The following is a 17,164-nucleotide window of genomic DNA, read 5'->3' on the forward strand; positions in this document are numbered from 1 at the left end:
TGAGATGAACCGTTCAAAACTGAGAGACATCTTACTAAGAAACTCTGGGATCGCGCTGTTTGCTCTAACTCAGCCTGCGATCGCTCAAGTGATTCCAGATGCAACGTTACCCAATCCATCCGTTGTCGAAACTCAAGGAACACGATCGAGCATTATTCAAGGTACTGAAATTAACGGCAATCTATTTCATAGTTTCCGTGAGTTCTCGATTCCGACAGGTAGTTCTGTTTTGTTTGACAATGCGACTGGAATTCGGAACATCTTTACTCGCGTCACTGGTGGGAATATTTCCTCGATCGATGGTTTGATTCAAGCAAACGGAACTGCGAATCTATTCTTGCTCAATCCGAATGGAATCCTGTTCGGTGCGAATGCTCGATTGAACATTGGGGGATCGTTTACGGCGAGTACCGGGGATCGATTGGTGTTTGATAACGGGGAATTTAGTGCGACGAATCCAGAAGCACCACCACTGTTAACAATCAGTGCTCCAGTCGGATTGGGAACCCCTAGAACAGGAAGCACGATCGCGAATCAAGGACAGCTTACTGTTCCTGGCAGTTTTACTCTACATGCGGATCAATTGCAGGTAGACGGACAGATCAATGCAGGAAACGATCTAATTTTGCGATCGAACAATGCCATTTCTAGTAATGCTCAGTTCAACACAGGTAGCAACTTTTGGATTGAGGATTTCAATGGTGGTTTAGGCACATTGATCAGCTCTGGAGGTTCCCGAATTCGATCGCTGGGAGATGTTAATTTCGGTAGCTACCAAGGCGCTTCTCTACAAATCTTAGCAGGAGGATCAATCAGCATTCCCAACGGCATTCAGATTAATAATTCAGGCAGTGGAAGTGTTGAAAATGTAACTTTATCAGATGGATCGAATGTCGCGATCGGTCTTCAGGCAGAACCGACGATCGACATTCGAGCAGGGGTAAAACCAGAGATACTGAACCTGAACGGGAATGCGACCCCAACACGAGCAGATATTCAAATCGGCAGAATCTCGATCGCTGATAGCTTCGGAAATTCACGCATTGGCAGTACGCTGATTACGAATCAGTTTGAGCCGAATTTAGTGCTTCCTGGTGACATTAATTTAACGGGTGGAATTAGTGCGATCGCAATCTTTGCAAATGGGTTGAATCTTGCGATCGACAGTCGTAATCATGTGAACTTTAATAATATTCTCCTGGGCTTCTCTATCTATGAGAATGGCGGAAACACAAAGATTCTAGCTCAGGGTGATGTGTATGTTCCTTATATTGATAATGCTAGTAACTTTAAGAATGGCGGAAATATTACGATCGATGCGGGTGGGACACTCAATTTACTTGAAGGAGTCATCACCGGTGGGCGACAAGACGGCGGAAATGTTCAACTGAGTGCAACAGGGGATATTGAGCTAGGTAGCATTCAAACATTGAGCGGGTTTGGAAGCGCGGGCAGCGTTCAGATCAACAGTCGTGGAGGTGCGATCAATGCAGGTAACGTTTCAGCTTTTGCAGATCTATCTGGTAGAAATGGTAGTTCTGTCACACTGAATGCAGCAGGAGATATCAACGTTCAGAATGTTGGAACGTCTGGCGGCTTTGCGGGTAACAGTAGCGGTGAGATTCAGATCACGAGTCAGAACGGCAATATCTATCTGACGGATGGAACGTTGTTTAGCGCGAAATTTGGGTCGGGGACTTCGGGAGATATTCGTCTCAATGCTGGACAGAATGTAGAAATTAATCAAGGCGATGTTACTTCTAGCATTATTTTTGGCTCTGGTGGCAGAGCGGGAGATTTGTCGATCAGGGCTGGAAATTCAATTTTTCTCAATCAAACTGCACTATCGAGTTCGACTGGGCTAGAAAGTTTAGCGATCAGTCATAGCTATGGACTGCGACAACTTAGCTTTGGAGATAGGAGCTTTTATCCAGGGTTTGGCAATGCGGGGAACATTCGATTAAATGCAGGGCGAGACATCGTTGGAAGAGATAGCGCAGTCTACAGCACCGTGGTCGATACCAGTGTGGGCAATGCAGGACGCTTAGAGATGACAGCGGGTAACACTGTGATTTGGCAAAGAAATCCAGGACGCTTTGGATATCCAGGACTTTATGCCTTTAGTCGAGGGCAAGGGAACGCAGGCGACATCACGATCGATGCGAATTCCCTCAGTTTGTTTGGTGCAGGGATTGAAACGGGTGTCTCGTTTCAAGCGATCGGAGAATCGGGCAACATTACAATCAATCTGCGGGACAATCTACTCATGAATGGTGGAGCAGATTGGTATTCACTGATAAGCACCCAAGTTAAGCCCTCAGGCTTTCCGGTCGAAGCACTTGGCACAAAAGGAAATATCACCATTCATGCAGGTTCTATCACAATGCGGAACCGAGGCGAAATCTCGTCGGGAGTGGGTGATACGAATGGTGGAAGATTTGCTGAAACGATCTTAGCAAAAGGCAATGGCGGAAATATTGACTTAAACGTGCAAGGGGACATTGATCTCGATACAAGTTCGATTAGCAGTCAGGTGTTTGCGAATGGTAGCGGTACTGCTGGCAAGATCGAGATCGATGCCCGATCGATCTTCATGCGACGATCTGCGATCGCTTCAGGGGTCGCAGGAGAAGGGGGTGCAAACACGATTCAGATCACAGCACAAGAGGCGATCACTCTAGACCTTTCAGATATTACTTCCGCTGTGCAACCAGCCGCGATCGGGCGAGGACAAGACATTGTTCTCACGGCTCCCTCGATTCGCTTGAGCAATGGTGCTCAGATTAATACGCTAACTTCAGGAAATGGCGATGCTGGAAATGTCTTTGTGAACGCGGACACGCTCACGATCGCAGGCGTGAATTTAGAAGGTTTTCCGGTCGCACTGTTTAGAGCGCCTCCACCTTACTCTTTCGGCTCTGATATCTCAACGACTGCGCCCCCGTTTGTCGGCGGAACTCAGAGCGGCATTTTTAGCAGCACAAATACCCGTGCAAGCGGTGGAAATATTCGGATCACTGTACAATCTCTGACCGTTCGGGATGGTGCTGAACTCGATGCCATTACGACTCGCAGGAATGGTCAAGGCGGAGTCATTCAGATTACTGCAAATCAAGTGAATCTTCTAGATGGTGGAAGGTTAAGCGTTTCGAGTACGGCGCAAGGTGCAGCAGGAACAATCCAGATTAATACCGATCAGATCCAGATTCGCGGAGATGATCCATTTTTCTTGGCACGTGCAGAAAAATTCAACCCGACTGCGATCGATTTCTACGGCAAACCCAGACGGGGAAGCCAGTCGGTGAGTGGAATTTTTGCCAGCACATCACCAGGGTCGAGTGGAACGGGTGGAACCATTGCGATCGACACGGGCGATCTAAAAATCTCCGACAATGGGCGAATCTCGGTCGATAGTCAGGGAACTGGAGACGGTGGAAGGATTCGGATTGATGCGGGCGATGTGTTACTCGATCGGGGAAACATTGTGGCGAAAACGGAAAGCGGCGAAGGTGGAAACATTTCACTCACAGCACAGAACCTTCTCAGATTGCGGCGTAACAGTCAAATTTCTGCTACTGCAAACGGGACTGGAAACGGTGGCAACATTGATGTCACGGCAAATGGTTTTATTGTGGCAGTTCCGAATGAGAACAGTGATATTACTGCGAATGCGGTTCGGGGAAGAGGTGGAAACATTCAACTCACAACCCAGGGAATTTTCGGCATCTCTCCGTCTGCTGCTCTGACTGAGCTGAGTGATATCACCGCGAGTTCTGAGTTTGGTTTAGACGGAACTGTGAAATTGACGACATTGCAACCTGAGCCACGTGAGCAAGTCCAAGAGATCCCCCAGCTTGTGGATACCTCGAATCAGATTGCTCAGACTTGTTCACCTCGATCAAGAGCCAATAGCTTTGTTGTGACTGGAAAAGGAGGTCTTCCGCCTGATCCAACTGAAGCGTTAAATACCACAGAGATTTGGAACAATTCGGGAACTGCAATCGCTTCTACACTACCAGAATCTAGCGAAGTGATTGAAGCAACGCACTGGGTCAAAAATGCGGATGGCTCGATCGCGCTTGTTGCTGAAAAGACCGTTCAGCCGACGGTTCCAACTTGCGAAGGGGTGAAACCATGAAGCGATTTTTAGTGTGCTTTGTCTTGGGTTGGTTGATGGTCTTGGGAATCAATCGATCGACGTTTGGGGTGGTGAAGTCGTTTGAATCGTATCGCTCATCGCATTCACCCGCCCCGGAATGGAATTCGGGGCTAATCGAACGAAGTCCACTGAAGGGGACTGAAAGCCGAATTGCATCTCTTCAGTCAGTTTCAACTGACTTCGCACTGTTAGCCCCGAATTCTATTCCGGGGCGGGTCAAAAACGCAAGCGAAGAGACTGACTACATCTCCCAATCTTTTTCTAACGCTCAAACCCTCGATTCACAAGCCCAACAATTTCTAGAACGCGGAGATGCCGAAAGCGCTCTCAAATCCTGGCAACAAGCCGAAATTCTCTATCGAAAAATCGATCGACGAACCGAAGCATTAGGCACCCAATTAAATCAAGCCAAAACGCTCCAAACTCTGGGAGCATTTCGCCGCGCCAAATTGCTATTGATGGAGATCCAAACTTCATTAATGCAGCAACCAAACACCGCTTTGAAAGTCAATGGCTTACTGACACTCGGCAATATCTTGAGATTAGTCGGAGAATTCAAACAATCTCAAGCAGTCTTAGAACAAAGCTTAGCGATTAGCACTGAACCCGCAGACATTCAATCAGCACAGTTTCACATCGGAAATACACTCCTTGCACAGCAGCAATTAGAAGCAGCTCTTGATCGATTTCAACAAGCCGCGAAACAATCAGGTCATGTTCAGATTCCGGCTCAACTCAGACAGATTAAGCTGTTATTGCAGCTCGATCGACATTCTGAAGCAGAAAAACTCCTGCCAGCAATCCGATCAAATCTCGAATCTCTTCCACTAAAATCTAGTACCATCTACGCCCGAATTGAATTCGCGGAATGTTTGGCTAAATTCACTCCCACTTCAGCAGTAGAACAATTCGCGATCGCAATCCATCAATCTCAGAAACTTAGCAATCCGCGCACAGAATCTTATGCGATCGGTCGATTAGCCCACCTCTACGAACAAACGAAACAATGGCAAGAAGCACAACAACTCACACAGAGAGCACTAAAGATCTCAGAGCAAATTAACGCGCCTGATATCTTGTATCAATGGCAATGGCAATCTGGCAGACTGTGGAATAAATTAGGCGATCGACAATCTGCAACGATCGCTTACACCGACGCAGTTAAAACACTCGAAAGCCTGCGAAATGATTTAGTTTCAATCTCGTCTGAGGTGCAGTTTTCATTTCGCGAACAGGTTGAACCTGTGTATCGTGAATTCGTCGATTTGCTACTTCAGCAAAGTTCTGAGGCGAATTTGATTCAAGCGCGACAGGTGATCGAATCCCTGCAACTCGAAGAACTCAATAACTTTTTCCGAGAAGCTTGTCTGACTGCGGTTGCTCGTCAGATTGATCAAGTCGATCGAACTGCCGCAATCTTCTATCCGATTATTTTGCACGATCGATTAGAAGTGATTGTTTCCTTACCGAATCAATCTCTAAAACATTATTCAACCACGCTACCTCGTGCAGAGATCGAATCAAGCATTGATCGAATGATTCAATCGATGCGATCGACTTCGTTTGAATCTGAACGATTAACGATCGCTCGAAAACTCTACCGCTGGTTGATTCAGCCCGTAGCGAAAGATCTTGAATCTGTTCAGACTTTAGTTTTTGTCCTAGATGGCTCACTTAGAAAGGTTCCAATCGCGGCATTGCACACCGGAGAGCAGTATCTAGTCGAGAAATATGCGATCGCGGTTACTCCTAGTCTGGAATTGTTCAGCCCTCGACCACTGCCTAGAGAGAATTTAACCGCATTAGTTGCAGGACTGAGTGAAGCCAATCAAGGAGCAGTCGCGCTACCAGGAGTTCAGCAGGAGGTCATTCAAATTGCCAATAAAGTCAGTGCAACAGTGCTGAAAAATCAGGCATTTACGAACCAAGCGTTGAAAGAAAAACTCAAAACAAATCCATTCTCGATCGTGCATTTAGCAACCCACGGACAATTTAGCTCTTCCGCTGAAAATACTTATATTCAAACTTGGAATGGGCGATTAAACGTTGACGATTTGCGATCGCTCTTAACTCAGCGAGATGTGCCGGACTCGTTGCCGATCGAACTCTTAGTGTTAAGTGCGTGTCAGACTGCAGAAGGCGACGATCGAGCAGCACTAGGAATTGCAGGGGTCGCCATTCGATCAGGGGCACGAAGTACACTCGCTTCACTTTGGATGGTCAACGATCGTTCGACTGCAAGCTTTGTGACTCAGTTTTATCAAGGCTTAATTCGCGATCGACTTTCCAGAGCCGAAGCAGTTCGACAAGCTCAGTTAGCTTTACTCAAAACCCCAGAATATAACCATCCCTATTACTGGGCAGCATTTACGCTGATTGGCAATTGGTTATGAAACCGACGCTATCAAACCTAAATTTGGAGAATAAACGACGATGAACTTCAGCACAACTCTAACGACTTTAATCGTGTTCTCTGCGTTATCTGGTCAAGCTCAAATCGCGCTGGCAAGCGCATTTGATCCTCCTCCTGGACAAGGAGAACCTGGAAGTACAGCGGGGGGTGCTTCTCGTCCTTCTCGACCCACTTGTCTTGACTCAGACACGTTTACCGTTTTTGCGCCTAAAACTTATCTTGGCTTAACGACTCAAGCCCGTCCGACCTTCTGGATTTATTTGCCATCTGGTCGGGCGAAAATGTTGGAGTTTAGTGTTTTCGATCGACAACGCAAAGGAATCTATCAAACTCAAATCGCGATCGAGAACAAAAGCGGACTGGTGAAAATTACTTTACCTGAAACCGCACCTGCTTTAAACTTCAATCAGTCGTACAATTGGACAGTTGCTCTAGTCTGTAATTCCAAGCGTCGGACTGAAGATTGGGTGATCGGGGGTTGGATTGCGCGGCAAGCTCCAACGGCTGAACTTCAACGAGAATTTAATCTCGCACTGACCGATCTCGATCGCGCTAGGCTCTATGCTCAATCCCAATTTTGGTATGATGCAATCTCATTGTTGATTACTTCAGATCAGTCAAGTTCTAAAGCCTTTAAAGATCTGTGGTCATCAACGATTCAAGCTGCGGGATTAGACACAATTGATAATCCACACACTCAAACAATCGTGAATCGATGATACTGCGATCGAATCGAATTCAATCCTTTCTCAGGGCTTCTAAACTCGGAGCAATCGCAGTCGGAATCTCAGGTGCAACGATCGGACTTCAATGGACAGGTGTATTTCAATTGTTAGAGTGGGCAATGCTTGATCAGTGGTTTCGACTGCGCCCGCTCGAACCGATCGAAGTTCCGATCGTATTTGTCACGATTTCAGAATCTGATCTGTCTCAGCTCCAACGCTTTCCCGTGAGCGATCAAACGTTGTCGATCGCCATCGAAACAATCAAGCGTCAGAAGCCAACGGTGATCGGGTTGGATCTCTATCGCAATCTTCCAGTAGCACCAGGGCACGAAAAACTTTTGCAGACGTTTGCTTCGACTCCGAATCTGATTGGAATTGCCAAAGCGGTCGGAGATGCCAGCGGAGATTCAGTAGAGCCGCCTCCGATTTTGCGCGATCGCGATCAGGTGGGAAATAGTGATTTGGTGTTAGATGCAGATGGCAAGATTCGTCGGGGTTTAATCTCAATCCAGCGCCAGGGTAGAACGCGACTCGCTTTAGGAACGAAGTTAGCACTGTTTTATCTCAAGTCAAAAGGGATCGAACCGAAACGGACAGCAAGCGGTGAGGTTCAACTGGGGAAAGCGCTCTACCGCCCAATTTCATCAAATGTGGGTGGGTATGTTCGGGCGGATGTGGGTGGATTTCAGATTTTGTTGAACTATCTCAGACCCCGGAAGACGATTCCCAGAGTGTCAATCAATGATGTATTAGAGAATCGAATTTCGCCGGAATTAATGCGCGCTCGCATTGTTCTGATCGGCTCGACCGCTGAGAGTGTGAGCGGCGATCGCTTTTATGTGCCGTACTCGATGCAGCCGAAAGAAGCTTGGTTTGGTATGGAGATTCACGCCAATCTGACCGCTCAGTTGATCAGTGGCGCGATCGACGGACGCACTCCGCTTTCAGAACTACCAGAAGCTTTAGAATGGCTCTGGATTTTGGTTTGGGGCAGTCTTGGGACGGTAATGGGTTGGCGGCTTTATCTTCGTCGGGTTGTGCTGTTAATCCCGATTTTCGTCTTACTTCTTGCTGCAACTTCTTATAGCTTGTTCTGGTTGGGCTGGTGGGCGATCGTTGTTTCCCCGTTGGTTGCTTTTATGGCGGCTGGATCACTCAGTCGAGGTTATTGGGTGTGGCGCCAGTTAAAAGACGCGAATCAAGCTTTAGAACTCAAAGTGTTAGAGCGTACTGAGGAACTTCAGAACAAGAACACTGCACTTGAACGAGCGAAACTTGAAGCTGAAGCGGCAAATCAAGCGAAAAGTACATTTTTAGCTTCGATCAGCCACGAGCTACGAACCCCTCTAACAGCGATTTTAGGATTTAGTGAGCTATTAAAGTACTCAACTCGGCTTAACTTAGAAGAACAGGAAAACATTGCAATTATCAATCGTAGTGGGTTACATCTACTGGATTTAATCAATGATGTTTTGGAACTAGCGAAAATTGAAGCGGGATCTGTTCAGGTGGAGTCTGAAAGCACAGATTTGATTGAATTGCTGAGAACGGTTGAAAGCGTGATTCGGGGAACTGCGATCGCAAAACATCTCACGTTCCAAACCGACTACGCGCTAGATTTACCGCCTCTAATCAAAACAGATTCTCGCAAACTCCGTCAGATCTTGATCAATCTCTTGAGTAATGCCGTGAAGTTCACGGGTCAAGGAACAGTGACGCTACAAGTAAGAGCGATCGAGAATCAACTGACATTCCGAATCATTGATAGTGGAGTAGGCATCGCACCGAAAGAACTCGATCAGCTATTTCAGCCATTTTTCCAAGCGGAAGCCGGACGAAACTTGCAAAGAGGGACGGGATTAGGATTATCAATCAGTCGGCGATTCGCTCAGTTAATGGGCGGCGAAATTGCAGTCGAAAGCCGTCTTGGGCAGGGAAGTACGTTTACAGTGACCCTGCCATTTGAAACCGCGATGGTTGCTCCCACCTCGTTCGATCCGCTCAATTCTGCCTCCAAAACAACCTGGACTCTTTCTCCGGATCAATTGCAAATCAGGGTATTAATCATTGATGATAGTCCTGAAATTCGTCAATTTCTAGAGCAACTGTTAGAGCGAGTCGGCTTTGACGTGCGATCGACTCGAAGTGGAGCCGATGGACTCATACAATGGCAGATTTGGCAACCTTCCCTAGCATTAATTGATCTACAGCTACCCGATACAGATGGTTATACGATCGCGCAGCAAATTCGCGCTGCGAGTCAACAGCGAGAGATTGACGAATCTACCATTTATGGTGATACGATTCTGATTGCCCTAACTGCAAACGTTTTCCACACCGATCCATCCGCCATCTACACTGCCGGGTTCGATGATATTGTTTGGAAACCCTTTCGCGAAGCAACACTGCTCACCAAGATGGCTCAGCACTTGGGGATTTGCTATCAGGATGAAGGGAAATTGTGAACATCTGAACCGATTTAACTCTTTCCCGTTAAAATAACCTCTAGCATCGCTCAGAACATCAATTTGTGCCCGGTTACCTCTTATGCCTCCGATCCCAGTCTCCTCGCAAGTCCCTGAAACCATTTGCCTGTCACCTGTGACAGATTACTACATTCGCAAACTGATTCAGCAGAATTTTTCTCAACTGGTATCGCTTCAACCGGCTCAAGGACTGGAGACAGATCTCGGTCGTAGCTCGATCGCACTCTTTAACCGACTCACTTCGCTTCATTCTAATGTGATGTCGATCGCGCAAACGCTCGATACTCTAGTGCTTCAACATCAAACGCTACGGACTCAAGGCGGTAGATATCAATCAGAACTCAAGCAAGTCGAAGCACAAATCCTTCATTGCTTCGCACTCAAAAGAACTCAGACGATTGCTGAAGCGAAAATATTAGTAATCGATGACACTCCTGAAACATTACGCTTGCTCACAACAACGCTCAGTGAACAAGGCTATGCGGTTGAGCAGCTATCGAGTGGAGCAGCGGCACTAAAGCACGTTCGCGATCGACAGCCTGATTTGATCTTGCTTGATGTGATGATGCCCGGAATCGATGGCTACGAAGTGTGCGAACGATTAAAGCTCGATCCCCAAACCTGTCACATTCCCATCTTGTTTCTTAGTGCAGTCGATGATGCGCTAAATAAAGTGAAAGCCTTTGATCTCGGTGGCGTGGATTATGTGACCAAACCGTTTCAGCTTGAAGAAGTGTTAGCCCGAATTGAATATCAACTGAAACTGTATCAGCGATCGAAACAACAACGAGAAGCAGGACAAACCTATCAAAACTTTTTTGAAAATGCCGTTGAGGGAATGTTCCAAACGACGCTCAACGGGCGCTTTCTGCGGGCAAATCAAGCATTAGCAGAACGACTCGGCTATGATTCACCGCAAGATTTGATCGATTCAGTGCAAGACATTGCAAGACAGCTTTACACGATTCCGCAACGTCGATCGCAGTTTGTTCTTTACCTTGAACAATACGGACAAACCGAAGAGTTTGAAGCCGAAGTGTTTTGTAAGAATGGCGATCGGATTTGGATTCGTGAGAAAGCGCGGGCTGTTCGGGATGCGGAAGGTAATTTGCAGTTTTATGAAGGCACCGTTCAAGATATTACAGAGCAGAAGCGGTTAGAAGCAGTACAGGGAATTTAGCAGGCTACTCCAAATAGTTGCTGAAATACTGCTGATAAAGCGGACAGCGAACAATCAATTGATTGCCCTGTCGCTTAATCAGTCCTAAACTCTCTAGCTTATACGTTGTAATCGTTCCTAGCGGAGCCGTAACCGTATTAGACAAGATTGCCTTAAACGCATCGATCAGATTCGGATGCTGTTGAACTCGATTCCACAATCGTTCTAAATCAGTGTGATAGATACCTCTTGGTGTCGGTGCTGCTTCGAGCAATTCTGCGATCGACCAATCCTGCTGAAGCCAATAAAATGCAACCTGAAGCAAATAGGGATGTCCCCCCACGAGTTCAGTCAATTGATGCCGCTCCTCAGAACTCAATTCTAAACCGTACTGTTGAGCGAGGGTTTGAACTTGCTCGATGTTCAGTTCGGGAAGCTCGATCGGTAAACCCACGTTGAACGGCGATTGATTTAGCTTCAGCGGCACATACAGTTCAGTATTGTGCACCACAATCAATCTCAGTTTCTGCCAAGTTCTATTCTGAGCGGCTGACTCGTGCCAAATGCGAAACAACGGTAAAACATCTTGAGCTAATTCAGGATATTCAAACAGCAATGTGACTTCATCGAAAATCAGGAGAACTCCAGCCTCAATTCTTGCTAACAAATACATCTGAAAATAAGCATTACAACTCAGCTTACTTCCACTTTCTTCATCCCAATACTCGTCTAACTGTGGCTCTAAGTTCAATTGCCGACTTACCAACACACAGAGCCATCGCAAAAAATCATTCAGATTACTAAACAATCGTCGATCGGCACTCTGCAAATTGAGCACGACCGGAATCAATCCATTTGATTCCGCATAAGCCATCAATCGCAGCACCAACGAGGTTTTACCACTCTGCTGGGGTGCTTTAATCCGAACTAATCCACCGGGTTTGAGAATCTCACGATAAGCTAAAGCCTCGATCGCTGATCGCTCGATGTAGAACTTTGAATCGATCGACAAAGGACCTCCCGGAAACTCGATCGCGATCGGTGAAGCAATCAAGGGAAAATTTGACAAAGAATTAGCAGGCGAATCTAACTCTGCCAAAATCAAGCGGACATTCTTTTTTGTTACCTTGCGTCCCAGTGCATTCGACAAACTCTGCCAAAGCTGAAAGCCAACCTCCTTTACATAGTCATAGTCATAGCCTGATTCCGTCGCAATCTCGCGATATCGTTTGCCTTCGAGCGATCGCAGAAACACAATTTCCTGAACATAGCTCAATTGATGAGGTGATAAAAGGTCGTTGACTATTGAAAGCACCGATTGAGGCATGATCAAAGAGAGTTGCTAATCTGTAACGCCGTCACTTGACCTAAATTCTGGATCACTCGCTTTGAGATGTCTAGTCTTTCTGGTGAAGTTCCTGCTTTTCCTCTGAGTTGAATGATTTAAGGTGCGAATCACCTACTTTTTACCCTACGAATCCCACCTTCGATTTTCGTGATCTCTAGGCATAATGCTGAGTGTGAATCCATCCTAATTTTGATTCGCCTGCGGAACGAGTTAGATGAGATTGCACTTATTCATTTTCAGGCAGTTGACGAATCTGCTTTCTGAAATAAGGAAGCAGATTTTTCTGTAGAGTGCGCGATTTAGCGGATTTTGTTTATTTTACTCAGAGAGATGAAGTGTCGAAGCAAATTTTCCCTTACTGTAGGGATTAAATGATGTGAGTTTTCGGAAGATGGGCTGCAATGAGTGAGTATGAGTATCAAGTAGGGGGAAGCTTGCGGCAAGATGCACCGAGTTATATTGCTCGTAAAGCCGATTTTGAGCTTTACTCAGCACTCAAAGCAGGTGAACTTTGCTATGTGTTCAATTCCCGCCAAATGGGTAAATCCAGCTTACGAGTGCAAGTAGGACAACAGCTTGAACAGTCTAATGTTCGCTGTGCTTACCTAGATATGACCTGCATCGGAAATGAGCAGGTGACTGCGCTGCAATGGTATCGGGGAATTGCCGTTGAACTGCTACGATCGCTCAATCTCTGGCACACGGTTGACTTCAAATCCTGGTGGCACGAGCACGAAGAGATTGCGATCGCTCAACGCCTCTGTCTGTTTCTTGAAGAAGTGCTGCTGGCTCAGTTTCCCAATCAGCAAGTCTTAATCTTTGTCGATGAAATTGATAGTACCTTGAGCTTACCGTTTCCGGTGCACGACTTTTTTGCGTTGATTCGCTACTGTTACGATCGACGCTCGACCCATCCAACCTTCCGCCGTTTGAACTGGGCATTGTTCGGGGTAACGACTCCCTCAGAACTAATTCGCGATCGCACTCGAACTCCATTTAACATCGGTCGTGCGGTCAAACTTGAGGGCTTTCAGTTTCATGAAGCCTTGACGCTAACACAGGGTTTAGTCGGAAAAGTGAGTCAGCCTGCTGCCATTCTCAGAGCAATTCTCGATTGGACAGGAGGACAGCCGTTTCTTACCCAAAAGCTGTGTCAGAAAGTGGTACAACTCAGTTGGGAAACGCCGAAAGGCAAAATTATTCTACCCCCCGGTACAGAGTCGTTTTGGGTCGCTCAAGTGATTCGGCAACATCTTATCGAAAACTGGGAGGCACAGGACAATCCGGAGCATTTAAGAACAATTCGCGATCGCATTATACATCATCCTCACGCCGATCAATTGCTCAATCTCTACCAGGCGATTCTGCATCAAGAGCATACAACTTGCACCAATTCAATGAATGAAACAGCGCTCATTTTATCGGGTCTAGTTGCAACTTTAGAAGGAAAACTTCAGGTTAAAAATTACATTTATCGAGAGATTTTTAATCAAACTTGGTTAATCGAACAGTTCAATCAAGTTAACGCTGTGCAGACAATTACTTGTGATTTAACCGCAGAAATTGAAGCATTAATTGATCCGAACTGCGATCGCTCAGACTGGCTGAGACAGGCGATTTTAGAGAAACTACAGCGAGAAGGAAAGCTGACAGAAACCGATTACTGCGAGATCCAGAGCCGAATCAATTTCTAATCGCAAAAGTGGGATCTTTTGCTGTAATTCTGCTAGAAAGTGGGAAAAGAAGGCTATTTCAAAAACCACTCGACATCACAAGCCAAATTCGTCACAATGCTCCTCAGTAGTTATCACTGAGAGAATAACTCAACCTTTTTTGAATTCATGTTATTCGGGAGTGCAGCAACTTGTGATGAAGATTCAATCCGCTCAGCGTCCGATTTTTCCTGAATCTCCTTTAGCCGAGGTCAATCTTCCCCGCAACCTTTCAGCATCGAATCGTTTTTTATATCGCTTTAAAACCTTCAGCTTCAGAAACCAAGTTGCTACGATCGCGCTTCTGTTCGCAACCCTGCCAACATTAGCGGTGGGAGCGATGAGCTATCATTTACTCGATCGTTCGATCACTGCTGCTACCGAAACCCAGCAAACGACTGCAAAACTCGCAAGTCATTCCATTCAAAGCTATCTCAAACAACGACAATCAGAACTACAAGCGATCGCGACCTTACCGATTCTAAATGATTCGAGGATTTGGAGTAGTCTATCACAAGAAGATAAAATCGCTGCATTTAATCGTGCAACTCAGACCTATCAAGCGTTTAGTCATCTCGCAGTCTTTGAACCTAATGGAACAGTCTTGCTGCAATCAAAGCCGCAATCGATTTCCAACCAAGCGAAAGAATCCTATTTTCAAACAGCACTTAAATCTGACAATGTTAGCCTGAGTGACCCGATCGAGATTGAGGGTCAATCAATTGTTTATTTCAGCGCTCCGATCAAAGATGTCGCAAACGGTAAAACGATCGCCGTTGTGAGAGCAACACTTCCAACTCAAACTCTGGTTGATGTTTTTCCTGCAACTTATAGCATTGTCGATCGCTCAAATCGTTTCGTCATTGCGTCTGACCAGAATCGCGCTGCAATCACTACATTTTCCGATTCAACCAGTCTAGAAAGCCAGTTTTGGACGAATGAACAAACACAACAGCGGCTCTTTCTCACTCAAGTTCCAGTTAAAGCGATCGATCAACTTCCAGCTCTCAATTGGCGATTGATTGTGAGCACAACGGCTGACCAGGTTTCGGAACCCTCGCGGCTGTGGTTATTGCTGCTGAGTAGTGGAACTGCGGGAGTGTCAGGACTCTTAGCCATTGTTATCGCTTATCTGATCACACATCGGCTCACGATGATGAAACGTCGCTTACCCAGGCTTTTAGAAGGTGATGTCACAGTCCGAATGAAAACAACTGGTACCGATGAAATTGCATTGCTCGGTCAAGCGATCGGCCAAATGGCAGAAACACTCTCAACTGCTAATCAAGAACAATCGAATCACGTTCAGCGGCTACAACGATTTCATCAAGCCGCATTCAACATTCGCAATGCACAAGGCTTTGATGAGATTGTTCAAACCGGGGTTCAAGAAGTTCGTCAATTGTTGAAGGTCGATCGTGCAGTCGTGTATCTATTCGATCAGAATTGGCAAGGCACGATCGTCGCTGAATCTGTCTCATCTGAATTTCCAGCGGCACTCGGTGCGAGAATTGCTGATCCTTGTTTTGCTGAACGCTATATCGAGAAATATCAAGCGGGTCGAGTTCACTCGATCGCGAACCTTGAAGAAGCAAATCTCGATCCTTGCTATCGAGGACAGTTAGAACCGTTTCAGGTTAAAGCAAATCTCGTTGCTCCGATGTTGGTTGAAGGTAAGCTGATGGGGTTGCTTGTTGCTCATCAATGTCGCGCCCCGCGTCAATGGAAAGCTTCAGAAACTGATGTATTTGTTCAGGTTGCCTTACATCTTGGGTATGCGATCGAGCAAGTGAATCTAGCAGCAGACCGTGAAACCGCACTTGCTCAAGCTGCTTTAGTCAAAGAGCGTCAACAGCAAAAAGACCTTCTAAGAACACAACTTCTAGAATTGATGAAGCAAGCTGAGAAAGCTGCCAGCGGTGATTTAACGGTTCGAGCTAGAGTCAATGACGCGGAAATTGGAACGGTTGCGGATTTCTTCAATGCGATCGTTGAGAACTTGCAGCAGGTTGTTCAACAGGTAAAACAGAGTGTACTTCAGGTGAATGAGTCGCTGTATCAACATGAAAGCGCTGTACGATCGCTGTCTGAAGATGCGCTAAAACAAGCTGAGGAAACTCATTTAACACTCGATTGTATTGATCAGATGGTGAAATCAATTCACACAGTCGCAAATCACGCTCAACAAGCCGCAACGGTGAGTCAAACTGCCGCGCAAACTGCGGAAGCGGGAGAATTTGCGATGAGTGAGACGGCTCAAAGTATTGCTGAACTGAGACAATCGATTAGTGAAGCAACCAAGAAAGTAAAGCGACTCGGTGAATCGGCTCAGCAAATCTCAAAAGCAGTCTTGCTAATTAATCAAATTGAGATGCAAACGAATGTTTTAGCAATCAATGCTGGGATTGAAGCGAGTCGAACCGAGGGCAATCATGGATTTACGATGATTGCAGAAGAAGTAAGCGCCTTAGCGGGTCGAGCATCTGCGGCAACCCATGAAATTTCTCAACTGGTGCGAACGATTCAGCAAGAAACGATCGAAGTCGTAGACGCGATGGAAAAGAGTACGGCTCAAGTCGTGACCGGAACTCAATCGGTAGAATCGGCAAAACAAAGCTTAGAGCAGATTTTGCAGGTGTCGCATCAGATTGATCAAATTGTGCATTCGATTTCAGAAGCCACCGTTTCCCAAGTCAGCACCTCGAATACCGTAACGAACTTGATGAATACGATCGCTGAAGTTGCAAAACATACCTCAAGTTCGTCGCTCGAAGTGTCTAGCTCACTTCGAGAAACGGTCAGTGTTGCCAAGGAGTTAGAAGAATCGGTGCAAACATTTAAGGTGAGTGTTTAGAGCTTGCCTTCAAATCGGGAATACCAAACGATAGTTCCAACAATATTAACTCCCAGGGCAATTCCTCCAGCAACCCAACCGAGATTTGGATTATAACTACCTCGACTGAGGGTCGTCATCCATTGATGTGTTTGTTCTGAACCGATCAATCGATCGGCAATAAGAGGAAACAGATACATCAATGCTGCCCCGACAATCAGCCAGATTGCCATTGAGATCAGGAGAAAAATTGTTTTTGGTAATGATTGACTGCCCATTAATTTCTACGATCGACATCTATCGCTGAGCGTATCACAGTTATCGAATTC

Annotated in this window: 9 protein-coding genes; 7 read left to right on the plus strand and 2 right to left on the minus strand. The window is 46.2% G+C overall.

The annotated features are described in order from the left end of the window. The first annotated feature begins 4 nt into the window (after positions 1-4). The 5 genes from NIES2104_RS24145 (at position 5) to NIES2104_RS24165 (ending at position 10,963) form a co-directional block, all read left to right on the plus strand. Positions 5-4,138 carry a filamentous hemagglutinin N-terminal domain-containing protein gene (locus NIES2104_RS24145; RefSeq protein ID WP_059000776.1) on the plus strand — a complete coding sequence of 1,378 codons (4,134 nt, stop codon included), beginning with the start codon at positions 5-7 and terminating at the stop codon, positions 4,136-4,138. Continuing rightward, on the plus strand, positions 4,135-6,552 hold the full coding sequence (locus NIES2104_RS24150) for a CHAT domain-containing protein (protein WP_059000777.1): 2,418 nt from the start codon (positions 4,135-4,137) through the stop codon (positions 6,550-6,552). The genes NIES2104_RS24145 and NIES2104_RS24150 overlap by 4 nt, the downstream gene beginning before the upstream one ends. A 40-nt stretch (positions 6,553-6,592) precedes the next feature. Then, positions 6,593-7,291, plus strand: coding sequence for a DUF928 domain-containing protein (locus NIES2104_RS24155; protein ID WP_059000778.1), 699 nt, complete (start codon positions 6,593-6,595; stop codon positions 7,289-7,291). Beyond that, entirely contained in the window at positions 7,288-9,762 is a 2,475-nt protein-coding gene (locus tag NIES2104_RS24160; protein ID WP_059000779.1) for a CHASE2 domain-containing protein, read from the plus strand. The genes NIES2104_RS24155 and NIES2104_RS24160 overlap by 4 nt, the downstream gene beginning before the upstream one ends. A gap of 82 nt (positions 9,763-9,844) precedes the next feature. Further along, positions 9,845-10,963: a response regulator gene (locus tag NIES2104_RS24165; protein ID WP_059000780.1), complete on the plus strand. Its 1,119-nt coding sequence runs from the start codon at positions 9,845-9,847 to the stop codon at positions 10,961-10,963. 4 nt (positions 10,964-10,967) lie between these two features. Here NIES2104_RS24165 and NIES2104_RS24170 read toward each other — a convergent pair whose 3' ends face one another. After that, a complete protein-coding gene (locus NIES2104_RS24170) occupies positions 10,968-12,269 on the minus strand; it encodes an AAA-like domain-containing protein (RefSeq protein WP_059000781.1) in 1,302 nt (433 codons plus the stop codon). A gap of 422 nt (positions 12,270-12,691) precedes the next feature. Between NIES2104_RS24170 and NIES2104_RS24175 the strand changes: the two genes are divergently transcribed. Next, the gene (locus NIES2104_RS24175; RefSeq protein ID WP_059000782.1) at positions 12,692-13,984 is read left to right on the plus strand and encodes an AAA-like domain-containing protein; all 1,293 of its coding nucleotides are present in this window, start codon (positions 12,692-12,694) and stop codon (positions 13,982-13,984) included. Between the two features lie 175 nt (positions 13,985-14,159). Beyond that, positions 14,160-16,856, plus strand: a complete 2,697-nt coding sequence (locus NIES2104_RS24180) for a methyl-accepting chemotaxis protein (RefSeq protein WP_072218240.1) — start codon at positions 14,160-14,162, stop codon at positions 16,854-16,856. On the opposite strand, the gene NIES2104_RS24185 is transcribed toward NIES2104_RS24180, so the two are convergent. Next, positions 16,853-17,113, minus strand: a complete 261-nt coding sequence (locus tag NIES2104_RS24185; protein WP_059000784.1) for a hypothetical protein — start codon at positions 17,111-17,113, stop codon at positions 16,853-16,855. The two genes, NIES2104_RS24180 and NIES2104_RS24185, sit on opposite strands and share 4 nt — an antisense overlap. Positions 17,114-17,164: the final 51 nt, after the last annotated feature.

The organism is Leptolyngbya sp. NIES-2104, assembly GCF_001485215.1.
Classification (GTDB): Bacteria; Cyanobacteriota; Cyanobacteriia; order Leptolyngbyales; family Leptolyngbyaceae; genus Leptolyngbya.